Annotated in this window: 14 protein-coding genes; 9 read left to right on the forward strand and 5 right to left on the reverse strand. The window is 59.0% G+C overall.

Annotated elements, in window-relative coordinates:
• Positions 1-363: 363 nt before the first annotated feature.
• Complete coding sequence (locus tag CN933_RS28490) at positions 364-885, forward strand: DUF6064 family protein (protein ID WP_102763072.1); 522 nt, start codon at positions 364-366, stop codon at positions 883-885.
• A gap of 26 nt (positions 886-911) precedes the next feature.
• Here CN933_RS28490 and argF read toward each other — a convergent pair whose 3' ends face one another.
• A complete protein-coding gene (gene argF, locus CN933_RS28495; RefSeq protein ID WP_102763073.1) occupies positions 912-1,940 on the reverse strand; it encodes an ornithine carbamoyltransferase in 1,029 nt (342 codons plus the stop codon).
• Between the two features lie 263 nt (positions 1,941-2,203).
• On the opposite strand from argF, the gene CN933_RS28500 reads away from it, so the two are divergent.
• On the forward strand, positions 2,204-2,653 hold the full coding sequence (locus CN933_RS28500) for a hypothetical protein (RefSeq protein WP_102763170.1): 450 nt from the start codon (positions 2,204-2,206) through the stop codon (positions 2,651-2,653).
• A 289-nt stretch (positions 2,654-2,942) separates the two neighbouring features.
• On the opposite strand, the gene CN933_RS32130 is transcribed toward CN933_RS28500, so the two are convergent.
• Positions 2,943-3,131 (reverse strand): P-type ATPase actuator domain-containing protein, encoded by a 189-nt coding sequence (locus CN933_RS32130; protein ID WP_245425209.1) that lies wholly within the window; start codon positions 3,129-3,131, stop codon positions 2,943-2,945.
• 400 nt (positions 3,132-3,531) lie between these two features.
• Here CN933_RS32130 and CN933_RS28515 point away from each other — a divergent pair, with 400 nt between their 5' ends.
• Positions 3,532-4,374 (forward strand): universal stress protein, encoded by an 843-nt coding sequence (locus CN933_RS28515; protein WP_102763075.1) that lies wholly within the window; start codon positions 3,532-3,534, stop codon positions 4,372-4,374.
• A 75-nt stretch (positions 4,375-4,449) separates the two neighbouring features.
• On the opposite strand, the gene CN933_RS28520 is transcribed toward CN933_RS28515, so the two are convergent.
• Positions 4,450-4,644, reverse strand: coding sequence for a hypothetical protein (locus CN933_RS28520; protein WP_102763076.1), 195 nt, complete (start codon positions 4,642-4,644; stop codon positions 4,450-4,452).
• Positions 4,645-4,706: 62 nt separating this feature from the next.
• Entirely contained in the window at positions 4,707-5,447 is a 741-nt protein-coding gene (locus tag CN933_RS28525; protein WP_102763077.1) for a response regulator, read from the reverse strand.
• 143 nt (positions 5,448-5,590) lie between these two features.
• On the opposite strand from CN933_RS28525, the gene CN933_RS28530 reads away from it, so the two are divergent.
• The 5 genes from CN933_RS28530 (at position 5,591) to CN933_RS28550 (ending at position 12,642) form a co-directional block, all read left to right on the forward strand.
• Positions 5,591-6,340, forward strand: coding sequence for a Crp/Fnr family transcriptional regulator (locus CN933_RS28530; protein WP_102763171.1), 750 nt, complete (start codon positions 5,591-5,593; stop codon positions 6,338-6,340).
• A 14-nt stretch (positions 6,341-6,354) separates the two neighbouring features.
• Positions 6,355-7,941 carry a PAS domain S-box protein gene (locus CN933_RS28535; protein WP_102763078.1) on the forward strand — a complete coding sequence of 529 codons (1,587 nt, stop codon included), beginning with the start codon at positions 6,355-6,357 and terminating at the stop codon, positions 7,939-7,941.
• 131 nt (positions 7,942-8,072) lie between these two features.
• Positions 8,073-10,772 (forward strand): bifunctional acetate--CoA ligase family protein/GNAT family N-acetyltransferase, encoded by a 2,700-nt coding sequence (locus CN933_RS28540; protein WP_102763172.1) that lies wholly within the window; start codon positions 8,073-8,075, stop codon positions 10,770-10,772.
• A gap of 77 nt (positions 10,773-10,849) precedes the next feature.
• The gene (locus CN933_RS28545; RefSeq protein ID WP_102763079.1) at positions 10,850-11,674 is read left to right on the forward strand and encodes a universal stress protein; all 825 of its coding nucleotides are present in this window, start codon (positions 10,850-10,852) and stop codon (positions 11,672-11,674) included.
• 134 nt (positions 11,675-11,808) lie between these two features.
• Positions 11,809-12,642: a universal stress protein gene (locus tag CN933_RS28550; RefSeq protein ID WP_102763080.1), complete on the forward strand. Its 834-nt coding sequence runs from the start codon at positions 11,809-11,811 to the stop codon at positions 12,640-12,642.
• A 57-nt stretch (positions 12,643-12,699) separates the two neighbouring features.
• Here CN933_RS28550 and CN933_RS28555 read toward each other — a convergent pair whose 3' ends face one another.
• Positions 12,700-13,155: a pyridoxamine 5'-phosphate oxidase family protein gene (locus CN933_RS28555; protein WP_102763081.1), complete on the reverse strand. Its 456-nt coding sequence runs from the start codon at positions 13,153-13,155 to the stop codon at positions 12,700-12,702.
• 144 nt (positions 13,156-13,299) lie between these two features.
• Between CN933_RS28555 and CN933_RS28560 the strand changes: the two genes are divergently transcribed.
• Positions 13,300-13,821, forward strand: a complete 522-nt coding sequence (locus tag CN933_RS28560; RefSeq protein ID WP_102763082.1) for a BON domain-containing protein — start codon at positions 13,300-13,302, stop codon at positions 13,819-13,821.
• Positions 13,822-13,878: the final 57 nt, after the last annotated feature.

Raw genomic sequence — 13,878 nt, forward strand, 5'->3', positions numbered from 1 at the left:
TCGTCCGCACCCATGCAGTGCCTACTGTCGAGCCGCCGCGACCCCGACTCCACCATTAGCGTGGGCATTCAGAACATCAAATGCCGAGCGGAACCTCACTCCGCTCACGCGCGATCCGATGAGATCCATAAACTAGACCAACCCGATTTCATGATCTGGCTCAATGTAGGTGACCCCAAAGTGGGTGATGCTGAGGTGATTTCGCATTGGAGATGCACATCATGCCATTCACTGAGGAGCAGTTCTTCCAAGTCTTCGCCGCCTATAATGCGGCCATCTCACCGCTGCCTTCCGTCGCTTACATCCTCGGCTTTACACGCTCGGTCTACTATTCTGGCGGTCTCGGATCTCCACGTTGCTTTTATGGCGATACTCGCGCTGATGTGGTTCGTCAACGGTGTGGGCTACCATTGGTCATTCTTCACCAGCGTCGATCCCGCTGCTCGAACCTTCGGCGCTGTGTTCGTAGTCCAAGCGTTGCTACTCGCTGCGGCTCCACTTGTCGCACCCACCTTCCGATTGGCGCCCAAGGAAGATGTTCGCACGGTCGCCGGTCTCGCACTCGCCGCTTACGCGATCTTGCTCCATCAGGTGCTCGGGTGGCTTTTCGGTCACGTCTACCCGGCGGTGCCTGTGTTCGGCATCGCACCCTGCCCGGCCGCGATCTTCACGATCGGAATCCTGCTACTGGCGCCTTGGCGCGTTGCGCTCCTCTTTATTCCTGCGCTTTGGGCGATCATCGGCGGCAGTGCGGCGCTTCCGCTGAACGTCCCGCAAGATTTCGGTCTAGTCGCCGCATTTCTGGTGGCCCTCGGCTTCGCGGCGGCAAACTGGTTTCGCGCCGGTGTCGCGCGCCATTTGGCCAACGCAAAACTGCCCCAATAGCCGCAAACTCAAGCGGTCGTGGCTAGTTATTGCGGGGTCTCTATTCGCGCATCGGTCTCCCGGTCACCAAGGGTCGCGATGTAAATGGCCTTGATTGTGTGCAGCCGATTTTCCGCCTGATCGAACACTACGGAAGCTTCCGATTCAAAGATCGCGTCCGAAACCTCCATGCAGTCGAGACCGAACTCCTTTGCGATGCGGGCTGCGGCCTTCGAGCGGCTATCCTGGATGGCAGGCAAGCAATGCATGAACTTGCAATGTGGATTGTCGGTCGCGTCCATGACATTGGCCCTAACGCCGAAAGGCGCCAGCAGCCTGATGCACTCGGCCCAACCCGCCTCCTGCTCTCCCAGCCACGGAGCGGTGTAGACGAAGTCGGCGCCTAATACGCCGGCGCCGACATGTTCCAGGACCGTGAACTTCCCACCATTCTTGTGCGCTTCCGAGGCCACGTCGTCGATGAATGGCGAAGCGGGCCAGAAGATCGGCGGCGAGACGATGCGGAAGTCCATGCCGAGCTTGGCCGCTCCTATGGCGAGCGACCTGGCGATAGCACTGCGCCCGTCACCCACGAATGCCACCGCCAGCTCCGGCAACGACTTGTCTACGACTTCCCGCATCGTGAGGAAATCTGCCAGCGCCCCGATTGGATTGGATTCATCGGTGAAGCCATTGTAGACGGGCACGTTGGCGTATTTCGCCAACTCCTCCAAAGTGCTTTGGGCATGACCGCAATATTCGATGGCGTCGTAGATCCTGCCGAGCACACGGGCCGTGTCCTTGATCGATCTGTAACGTCCCCGATGGTTCTCGGGAAGCATCAGGCTGACAACGCGCGCCCCTTGATCATAGGCCGCAACTTCAGATCCGAGGAGTGTACCGATCGAATTTTCTTCGCTCACGAGCGCTATGTTCTTGCCGCTGAGCCGGGGGGATTCATTGCCGTTACGCCTCTCAGCCTTCATCCGGGCCGCGAGTTGCAACAGAACCCCGATCTCGTCTGAAGTGAAGTCGTCAAGCGTCAGGACGTTGCGGCCCCGAAGGCTGTCGGACATGGCATGCTCCTGTTGCTTTGATTATCGCGCCGTGATGTAGTTTTTGCGGAGCAGAGCTCCGATTGTGGATTGAATAAGAGATACGGCTCGCAGGCTTTGATTCTCGTCAAACTCAGGGCGGTTCCACGGCTTTGATGAACATCAATGACGGGTCATCTCCCTTTCTGGAAAAACTCTCTCAAGCACGATCGCCGGTCGGCGGCCTGATCTGGCGACCGGCTGAAGGGTTTCGTCGGCGGGCGACGTTGGCAGGGATGCGTTCGATGGAGAGAAAAATGGCTATTGGCTACAGCGTGGGTCCGATCAAGCGCCATCAAGTCGACAAAGCGTACAGGCTGATTGACGCCGCCGACTGCCATTTCGACTTGCAGGCCTGGCGCGAATTATGCGCAGCGACAGTCGCCAGAGAACACCCAAATATCGCAGAAATAGTGACTGCAGAGAACCCGCTCGGTTATATCGCCGGCGTCTGCATCATGCATCCAGTGCCGAACGAAACCTACGGCAGAATGCTCGACGTGCCGGTCTTCATCGTTACAAGCGCGGGCGACACGCGTGGAGTGGTCAATTCGCTTCTCGCGTATTTCATGGTGATCGCTCGCGAAAACAGTTGCGGGTTCATTCGCGTCGCCGCACTCAATCCACACGACTGGCCAGGATCCGTGGCCCCCTTGCCGCGAGATGGCCGCGGAATCCTCATTCTTGTTCAGTAATCCCGACTTAAGACTGAGAACCGAGTCTGGCCCCTGAACATCAAGGGGGCACAGATATAGGCGGATCAAAGGGCGAACGAGAGGGAGCGGAAGCCGTTTTCATCGACGGCAGGTTTGTCTTCCCAAAGATAGTCGACTGTCAGATTCACGTGATCCCATGCGAGTTGGGAGTCCGACCGGCGGGGGTGGTCAACTGCTCCACCCCGGCGAGAAAGCCCGCCGATGCCGCCGATCTCTGTTCCCGGTTCGGTCGCGACGGGCTGCGCGCGGTGCCTTGGGTGACCAGCGTTCAAGACCAAAGCATTGAGCGCCAGTCGCCGAGGGCGGCGTCCGCGGCGACCGGATCCGTGTCCTTCTCGACCGGAACAGATGCGCCCGTCAGGATCGCCTCCTGTGCGGCAAGCCCTCGCGCGTCCACGACACGCCAATCGGCGGGCACCTTGTCACCCGCCTCGAGCAGCAGGACGTCGCCTGGCACGGATCTCTGCCCCGTCCACCGTCAGCCGCTGCCCATGGCGCAGCACTGCGGCGTGCGGGCCAGTATCTGGCGGATCGCCGCCATCGCCGCCTCAGCCATGCCCTCCTGGGCAAGGCCGATCACCGCATTAGCCATTCCGACGCGCCAGGATCACGCCGGGATAGACCCAGTGCTGTAGGGGGTCGCCGTCACCGCCGCCGCGCCCGCGCCGACGTTCACGATCTCGGCCCCGCGATGTTGGCTGTCCTATCGTCCTGCTTACGCTGAGACGTCTCCCGGGCTTTCAGGAAGCGCTCCAGCTTTGGATTGATTTGGATCAAACTTGGTCCAGTAGGCTTTCGCTAAAGTCTCACAGAGGCCGTCCTTTCCCAAGTGCCACGGTCTTATGGAGAAGCCGAACATGACACACATCCGCATCGCCTATATGCCCTTAGCCACTTATCCAGAAGCGATTTTGAACGAAGCGATCGGGGCAGCCGCCGCCTTGGCAGGCCCCATTGGATGCGCGCTCGGGGTTACAACGTTTGAGGTCCACCTTCCGCGAACATCCTCGGGACTGGGCGATTTGCTAATAGACATCCCTGGCCTCGTCCAAGCTAACGAGGAAAGGAGCAGGGCCGAATGCCATCGCTTGCAAGCGCTAGTACGCGAGGTCGCGGCATCGCACACTTTGAATGTACAGTGCGCGGCCCGAAAGGTTGCGTGGGGCCTTGAGCTAGACGACGCGGCTGCGGAGGCCCGATATTTCGATCTCTCCCTGCTACCCTGGTCCGCCGAGACGACCGCGGCACAAGACATGGCGCAGGCTGTCGTCTTCGGATCGGGTCGCCCGGCTATCCTGGTGCCACCTACGGCCCGTCCTGCTTCCCTCGAACACATCGCCATCGCTTGGGATGGAAGCCGGGTCGCCTCGCGCGCACTTGGCGATGCCCTGCCACTTCTGGCCGAAGGCGGGCGCATCTCGGTACTGACGGTACGGGACGAAAAGCCTTTGAGTGGACCAGATCTTGCTGGGACGCTTGCGTCCTCGCTGCAGAAGCGGGGCTTCAACGCCGCGCCTGCCGAATCCGAGCTCGGTAACAGAACTATCGCCGAGGCGTTGCAGGATACCGCCCTGTCGAGCGGCGCGCAGCTTCTGGCAATGGGGGGATTTGGTCATTCCCGCATCCGCGACGTTGTGCTTGGCGGGGCGACGAAGGGGATCCTAACTCAACTGCGGATTCCAGTGCTGCTATCGCACTGAGTTTAAACATGGGGGGCGACAAGCCGCAGCGCGAGGGAAACTATGACCCCCAGACCGCACGGGGACCGGCGTGCTTCATCGGAAGCATCCCTGCGGCGGGAAGTAGGTAAAAATCGAGAAGGTGACCAACTGGCTGACGAGTGTGAGAATGCCGATACGCCGAAGCGTATTGTTGAGCATTTGGAAGAAAGCCGCGGTCGGCGCGGCCAGCCGCCATCGCGGCGCCTCCGTGGCAATCGGCAGGCGTTCCCGCCTCGGTCCACCTACCATGTTTCTGTGCCCCTTTAATGTTCAGGGCCAATCTGTCGCGTGTCAGACCTATGCGGCGACGTCTAGGCGTGCTGGCGTGTCGCCCTTGCGCTAAAGACATATCCTACACCTCTAACCGACTTGATCAGAGCGGGACGGCTGGGGTCACGCTCAATTTTGCGCCTCAGCCGAGCGATCTGCGCGTCGATCGTGCGGTCAAAAGCATCCAGGTTCCGACCTCGAGTCAAATCCATAAGCAATTCGCGTTGAAGGACGCGGCCTGCGTGCTTGACCAGCACGCACAGCATGTCGAACTCGCCAGTCGTCAATGGAATCTCGCTTTCATCATCCGACAACAATTGACGACGGCCTACGTCGAGACGCAGCCCCTCGAAACAGTAGATTTCTATCTGCTGGTCGCTGACCTCTGGCGACTGTCGCGGTTGACGGCGGCGAAGAACACCTCTGACGCGCGCCAACACCTCCCGAAGGTGGAAGGGTTTAGCAATGTAGTCGTCGGCCCCTACCTCCAGCCCGACGACCCGATCGACAACGTCATTACGACCCGTCAACATGATAATCGGTACATCCGAGCGCGCGCGTAAGTCGCGCGCAAGTGTAAGCCCGTCCTCACCGGGCAGCATGAGGTCGAGCAAAATGACGTCGACTGGTTGTTTGTCGAGGCACTCGCGCATTTCCTGCCCGTCGCCGGCGAGGCTGACGCGGTATCCCTCCTCTTCGAAGTACCGCGACAGCATCTGCCGAATTCTCGAGTCGTCGTCAACCACGAGAATGTGCTCTGGCAAGGTCGGTGCATTCGGCATGAGTCAACCCTGAATGGCGCTGGTCCCCCTCCTAGCGCCGTTACACTCTGTTACAATATCGTACCGATTTTTGCACTCGTGTCGTCATGAGATTACGGCTTGGCGTTCAACTCTTTCCATCAGCAAAGATGGAGGGGAAGCTCATGAATGCGCAGGTCGTTAGTATGCAGGATCGCGGTACAGGAGCGGTGTGCTTGCAAGCGTTGCCTGTAGCGGATCTGTCCTCGGTGTTTGCCCGGCAACCAGTCGAGAGGTTCGCACCGGGTCAAGCCGTCTTTTGGCAGGGTGACGAGGCCACCCATGTTTTCGAGGTCGCCGCTGGTATGCTGCGTGCGTTACGGCTGCTTGGCGACGGTCGGAGAATCATCGTCGGCTTCTTGCGTCCCGGAGACCTGCTCGGTGTGTCGCTCAAGGAGCGCTATCTTTACACGGTCGAGGCTGTGTCCTCTGTCGAGCTTCGCCGCTTTCCTCGCCGTCGTTTCGAAGACGAAGTGGCGCGGCATTCAAACTTGCAGCAGCAACTCTTCTCAAGGCTGCGTGACGAGATGACGGCCGCACAGGATCAGGCCGTCCTTCTTTCCCGTCGGAGCGCCGAGGAAAAACTGGCAAATTTCTTCCTTCTGATGGGACGGACCGAGAGCTGCAAACGCACGCCGATTGTCGACCTTCCGATGACGCGGCTAGACATCGCCGACTATCTCGGCATGACAATCGAAACGGTATCCCGCACTATAACAAAGCTCGCAAACAGCGGCGTCATCGCGACACCGGGGCGGCGCTCGGTCAAGGTCCTGAAGATGGAAACGCTTCGATCGCTAGCAGACGGTGGCGAAAGCGAGTATTGGGCGCCCTCGCCCATACCACGCGCGCAGTATGGGTCTGCCAGTGCGTGAAAGCGGCGGGCCTAATGGAGAAGAGAAGCGAAATGGTCGAGCAGACCGACAGCGACATTGCGGATCTTAGACGCGCTCAGGCCAATCTGGCAGCGCGAGAGGCACATCTTCGCTCAATTCTCGACACGGTTCCCGAAGCGATGGTGGTAATCGATGAAAGGGGCGCGATTTCCTCTTTCAGCGCAGCCGCAGAACGCCTGTTCGGCTATGCCGAAAGCGAGGTCCTTGGACTAAATGTCAAGATCCTGATGCCCTCTCCCCATCGCGAGGCACATGACCATTATCTCAACAACTATCTGCGCACCGGCGAACGCCGCATCATCGGAATTGGCCGGGTCGTGACGGGACTGCGAAAGGACGGCACAACTTTTCCAATGGAACTGTCGGTCGGAGAAGCGACGTCTGATGGTCAACGCATATTCACCGGGTTCATTCGGGATCTGACCAGTCGCCAGCGCATTGAGGAAGAGCTCAGGCAAGCGCAGAAGATGGAAGCGGTAGGGCAACTCACCGGCGGCCTAGCGCATGATTTCAACAATCTGCTGACTGTGATTACCGGCAATCTGGAAATGATCGAAGCCAGGCTGCAAGACGAGAAGTTGAGGGTCCTCTTACGAGAAGCTCAGGCGGCGGCCGACGATGGGGCGAAGCTGACTGCACAATTGCTGGCATTCGGACGACGGCAGCCGCTCAATCCGCAGCTCGTGGATGTAGGCGAACTCGTCTCGAACTTTTCGAAACTGCTGACCAGAACCCTCGGCGAGACGATTGAATTGTCCACGGTCGTAAACGGCAGCAGCAACCTCGCCCTGATCGACGTCTCCCAGCTTCAGAACACCCTCCTGAACTTGGGGCTGAACGCGCGCGACGCGATGCCGAACGGAGGCCGCCTTACAGTCGAGATTTCGACGACGGTTCTCGACCGTGATTACGCTCTGATGTACCCCGAAGTCCGAATGGGACACTATGTTCTGATCGCCGTCACGGATACTGGTGTCGGAATGACCGAAGAGGTCAAGCGTCATGCGTTTGAGCCGTTCTACACAACGAAGGGCACTGGTGCGGGGACAGGTCTCGGTCTCAGCATGGTCTATGGCTTTGTCAAGCAGTCCGGCGGACAGATTCGGCTCTATAGTGAACCCGATCGGGGAACGAGCGTACGTCTCTTCCTGCCGGCGGCGCAAGGTGAAAACCAGTCCGCCCAGGCTGGCGCATCAGAAGAAGAGGCCCTCGAGCCTATGCCGAGAGGTCATGAAACGATCCTCGTAGTGGAAGACGACGCTCGGGTGCGCCGCGTCGTGGTTGCGCGACTGCGCGACGCTGGATATTCAGTTATCGAAGCGGAAGCGGGCACGCAGGCCCTTCAAATGCTTGCAAAGCATCCGGAAGTCTCCCTCGTCTTCACGGACATGATAATGCCGGGCGGAATGGATGGCGGTGAATTGGCCGAGCATGTTCGCGCAATGAGACCCGATGCGAAGATGCTGTTCACGTCGGGCTATGCCGAGCCGAGTGCAGCCGGCAGGGCTGCAGGAAGCTGGCTGCAAAAGCCCTACACCGCCAAAGACTTGGCATTGCGGCTCCGAGAACTGCTGGATTGATGTGCCAGATGTCATGGCGACATAGCTGCACGGAATAGCTCCTTGCCCGAACGGGGTTTCGTTTGAGCGCGATCAACGTGCGGCCGGAATGCGGCGATATCTTCGATCAACGAAGATTGGAGATCGAGGTCATGAGCATTCGCAACCTTCATCACGCCATCGATCCGAAGTCGGTTGTTATTATCGGTGCCTCAAATCGCGGCGGATCGCTTGGCCGGGTGGTTATCGAGAATGTGCTCGCGGCCGGATTTGAGGGAGAAATCTGGCCGGTAAATCCGAAATATGACCAGGTCTCAGGCCGTCGCTGCTATCGCCAAGTAGCGGATGTTCCCGGTGTCCCCGACCTCGCCGTCATCGTCACACCATCGCAGACTGTGACGAGTCTGATCCATGAGCTCGGTATAAAAGGAACGCGCGCTGCTGTGGTCGTCACGGCCGGTATCAGCGCTGATAACGGCTTAAGACAAGCGATGCTCGATGCCGCGAAACCATTCCTCCTTCGCATCGTCGGGCCCAACACCGTCGGCCTCATCGTTCCTTCCGCGAAGCTAAATGCGAGCTTCGCGCATTTGCAGGCGAAGCCGGGCGGAATCGCACTGCTTTCGCAATCCGGAGCGATTACAACTTCGTTGATCGACTGGGCCGCGGACAACAATGTCGGTTTCTCGAAGATCATCTCCCTCGGCGACATGGCCGATGCAGATGCCGGAGATTTTCTCGACCTGTTCGCGGGAGATGCCGAGACGCACGCGATCGTCATGTATCTCGAGGCCATCTCCAATCCCCGGAAATTCCTGTCGGCGGCTCGGGCGGCGGCCCGGGTAAAGCCGGTGGTTGCCATTAAGGCCGGCCGTCACACGGAGGCGGCGAACGCGGCCGCCACGCATACCGGCGCGCTTTCAGGGGCCGATCGCGTTGTCGACGCTGCTTTGCGCCGTGCTGGCATCTTGAGAATTGAAGGACTTGGCGAACTGTTCGATGCGACGGAGACAATCGCACGGTTTCCTCCGCTTGAGCGAAGCCGTGTCGCAATCGTCACCAATGGTGGTGGAGCCGGCGTCCTAGCAGTGGATCGCTTGATGGACTTCGGGTGCGAGCTCGCGGAGCTTTCTTCGGAGACTGTCCGTGCACTAGATAGGGTTCTCCCCGCCAATTGGTCGCGCGCCAATCCCGTCGACATTATCGGCGATGCGCCCCCCGCCCGTTACAAGACAACGGTTGAGATCATCACTCTGGACCCCGGAGTGGACATCCTCATCGTTCTGAATTGCCCGACAGGTCTTGCGTCCCCCGTTGATGCGGCTCATGCGATCGCTTCCCTTGCGCAGTCCGGGGCAATTTCCGGTAAGCCCGTTCTCACATGCTGGATAGGCGGCCGGACCGCTCGTGAGGGTCGCACTTTGTTACAGCAGGCGCGACTGGCAAGCTATGACACGCCGTCTGACGTCGCCTTGGCCGCATCTTATCTCGCCAGATGGTCAAAGGCCCAACAGGCATTGGTGAGGGCGCCATCGGGAAGGGACGAAGATGTGCCTAGCAACCGCGAACTGGCGCGAACCGTTCTCCAGAAAGTCGCGGCCGAAGGTCGCCAAATGTTGAACGAATTGGAAGCCAAGGCAGTCATCGCAGCCTATGGCATTCCCGTTCCTCAGACTTTAATCGCAAAGTCACCGGAGGAGACGGAAGCGATCGCTGGATCGCTTCTTGCAAACGCTCCAAGGGTAGTGGTCAAATTGATCTCGAAGTCGATAACGCACAAGTCCGATGTGGGGGGCGTCATTCTCGACATCCCGAGCGCCGTCGCCGCTCGCGAAGCTGCAGAGGACATCGTTGCGCGGCTCAAAGCGAGTGATCCGACCGCCCTGGTCGACGGCTTTGCCGTACAACCTATGATTGATATCAGACATGCGTGGGAACTACTCCTGGGCATCACCCGAGATCCGATTTTCGGTCCGGTCGTTCTATTCGGGTCGGGCGGTGTTTCAGTGGAAGTGGTCGAAGACACCGCCGTAGCGCTTCCCCCGCTCGACACGGTCCTCGCCGGCGACCTGATCGACGAGACACGGGTCGGCAAGCTCCTGGCCGGTTTCCGCAACGAGCCGCCAGCAGACAGAGCAGCGATCTGCAGAGCGCTCAATTCGCTATCGCAGCTAATCGTCGATTTCCCATGCGTGCTTTCGATGGATATCAACCCGCTGGTTGCCAGCGCCGAGGGCGTCATTGCGCTGGACGCGCGCATTGAAATTGACCCGCAGGCAGTCTCGCGTCCAGGCCCCAATCGCGATCTGGCGATCCGCCCATATCCGGGCGAGTGGCAAAAACAGGTCACCCTTGCTGAGCGGCTCTACCATCTGCGGCCGATCAGACCGGCAGACGCGGCGCTCTATCCAGATTTTCTGTCAAAGACGTCTCCCGCTGACATACGATTTCGTTTCCTGTCGTCGCGAAAACATTTTCAGGACCACATGTTAGTGAGGCTCACGCAGATCGACTATGAACGCGAGATGGCCTTCGTGGCTCTCGATAGCGAAAGCGGCGAGCTGGTTGGAATTTCGAGGCTTTACGCGGACCCTGATCACGAGGCTGCCGAATATGGCTTGCTGATCAGGACCGATCTGCAGGGGAACGGACTTGGCTGGGAGCTTCTGGCCCACTTGAGGGATTATGCCGCGGCCGACGGATTGAAACGCATCGAAGGCGTCATTCTGAGTGACAATGCGAAGATGCTGAAAATCTGCAGGGAATTCGGATTCTCGATTTCGGCGCACCCAACCGATCAAACCCTGAGGATCGCAACGCTGGCACTGCAATCTAAGGCGGGGGCATTTTGACCGGGATCAATGTAGGTTCCCACATCAGGCATAGAGTGAGTTGCACAATTCCAACCCGCCTTGGGGAGACCGGAGCAATGACCTACAAGACAGTTCTTCTCGTGCTCGATTCAAACCAGTATGAGGCGGACCTAGCAGCGGCAGCAGAGCTCTGCGCCGCCGCCAACGCTCATCTCTCGGTCTTCCTGGTGAAGGTCGCGGCCCCATCTCGGTTCGGGGATTATGCTGCATTATCGGTCGCATGGCTCGACATACGGGCGGCCGAGTTCGAACAGCTCGACGAGGCCGTCGAAACGGCACGAACGACGCTCAAAGGTCTTGATTTATCGTTCGACGTCGCGGGTGAATACAGCGAGCCTGCATGGGCCGACGACCTCGTCGGAGAGCGGGCACGCTACGCGGATGTGACATTGGTTGGGACCAGCATGGACCCTTCGTTCCGCGCGCGCGCCATCGAAGGCGCCCTTTTCTATTCGCCTTGCCCGGTTCTGCTTGCGCCCCGTCGCCAATCGGTAACCTTGCTTCCGAAAAGGATTTTGCTGGCGTGGAACTCCAGCCTCGAATCTAAGAGGGCCGCTCGCGAAGCCCTCGATATGATGAAAAGTGCCGAAAGCGTAAACGTGGTATTAGTCGACCCTGCGGCCTCTCGCTGGAACGGCCATGAACCTGGCGCAGATGTCGCGACTTATCTTGCCCGTCACGGCATAAAGGTGACCGTCGATCGGCTTCCTAGCGCTGGACTCCGGATCGACGAAGTCCTTAACCAGCATGCGATTGATACCTCCGCCGAGCTGGTCGTGATTGGCGCATACGGACATACACGTCTTCGCGAGAGGATTTTCGGCGGTGTTACGAAGTCCATGATCGAGGCACCAATTGTGCCGGTATTGATGGCCCGCTAAACATCACTCATGCCACTCAGAGAGTGGGGGCGCTCAGTTAGTATCCGCGATCGAGCGCTACCCGGCCGATCTCAATTTAAAGCGGGCAACAATCGTGCCGCGGTCAATCGTCGATCGCTTCGAAGGAGAAAACAATGACCTACAAGACAATTCTTTTGATAATCGGTATCAACGATCACGAGAATGATTTGGCAGCGGCAGCGGACCTCAGCGCGGCCGCTGGTGCGCACCTGTCGGTTCTTGTGGTCCAACTCGCCGCTCCACCACCGGTCGGAGACTATGCCGCGCTGTCGGTCGCTTGGCTCGACGAACGCGCCGAGGACATGAAGCAACTGGATGATGCAGTAAAGAGAGCTCGAACCACGCTGAAGGACCTCGGGATCTCGTTTGATGCAAATGGCATCTACTGCGATACCGCCTGGACCGACGACGATGTCGGCAGCCGCGCCCGCTATGCCGATGTTACATTGATCGGCGCGAGCTTGCAGACGGATCCGTCATTACGAGACCGTGCCATCAACGGGGCTCTCTTCTATTCGGCGAGGCCGGTTTTGCTAGCAACAAATCGCCAATCGGTTACCTTGCGTCCGAAAAAGATTCTTCTCGCATGGAACTCGACCGTGGAATCCGCGAGAGCGGCGCGGGAAGCAATGGAGCTGATGGAGAGCGCCCAGGAGGTGAACGTCGTGCTCGTCGATCCGAGCGCGGCTCCGGCCAGAAACGGCGAAGAACCAGGTGCTGACATTGCCACCTACCTAGCTCGCCACGTGGTCAACGTAACAGTCGATCGGCTGCCGAGTGCTGGACGCCGGGTGGAGGACGTTCTCAACCAGCATGCAATTGATACCTCTGCCGATCTGATCGTCATGGGAGCGTACGGACACACACGTCTTCGCGAAAGAATATTTGGCGGTGTCACGAAGGCAATGATCGAGAAACCGATCGTGCCGGTGCTGATGGTGCATTGAACATCGCTCTGCACCCAATAAAGGCGCCACATAAAAGGGCGCCTTTATTACTTGCTCTCATTGGCTGCCTTCGAACGCGGCACGGCCGGTTATTTCATCGATGTCGACGCAGAAGAACACATGCGGTGAAGCGGCTGCTATCTCCGGCTTGCCCGGCTTCAGCCCACCCGGCTCCCACCAGTTTGGCCGCGCTTGGAGTAGCGACCAGGCATGGATGCACTCGTTGTGCCACTTCCCCTCAGGCGGAAGCTCCTGGTAACGGCCGAATACAAGGACGCTTTTCCACTGCCGGTCACCTGAAAACTCTTCAATTTCAAGACACACATGCGGGTTCTCGCGCATCCAGTCGATCTTCTGGCCGGGCATGGAAAAGCAGTAGAGGCACTTCCCCGTGAACGCATAGGTGATGGGCACGATATACGGCTTACCTTCCCTGCAACATGCCAGGCGAGCCACGTGACCGAACTGAACCACACTGTTGCAGTCATGGTGGGACATTTCTTTGACGAACATCGGTCTGTCCTTTCTGCCGTCCTTCAAATGATCAGACTAACGTTCCAGCCCATGGTCCGCTTTGATGTGCCTCAATGACGGCGCGCCGCCTAGTGGCGATACTTGTTCCAGATTTTGCAGCGCTCTCGATCACGGAGAAGAACCATGGACAATGACGTTCGACTGCGCCAGGACATCCTGGACGAACTTAATTATGAGCCCAGCATTGACGCGGAAACCGCCGATGACGAAATTGCCACCCGCGTTCTGAAAATCCTCGCCTGGGGAGCTCAGATTTCCGCCCCCGAGGACATCCACGTCAAGGTCGAGAAAGGTTTCGTCACACTTGAGGGCACCGTCGATTGGCATTTCCAGCGCTCTGCGGCCGAGAACTCGGTTCGTGTGCTGACCGGCGTCACGGGCATCGACAACCAGCTCAGGATCCGCCCAAGAATGAATGTGGTCGATGTTAGGCATTGCATCAGGGAAGCCCTCAAACGCAACGCGGAGACCGAAGCCGAAAACATCGACGTGGAGGTCTCGGGCAGTCACGTCATATTGCGCGGAAAAGTGCAAAGCCTGCGAGAACGCGTCATGGCGGAACGCGCTGCCTGGTCAGCTCCGGGCGTGACCGCCGTGGAAGACCACTTGAGGATTGAGAATGCGCGAGTGCGCCTGGGGCCCTGAACGCGAGTGGCCGCGCGCAATAGGTGATTCCGCCGGATCAGACATGCGCCGGACCGA

The organism is Sinorhizobium sp. M4_45 (assembly GCF_002885915.1).
GTDB classification, from domain to species: domain Bacteria; phylum Pseudomonadota; class Alphaproteobacteria; order Rhizobiales; family Rhizobiaceae; genus Sinorhizobium; species Sinorhizobium meliloti_A.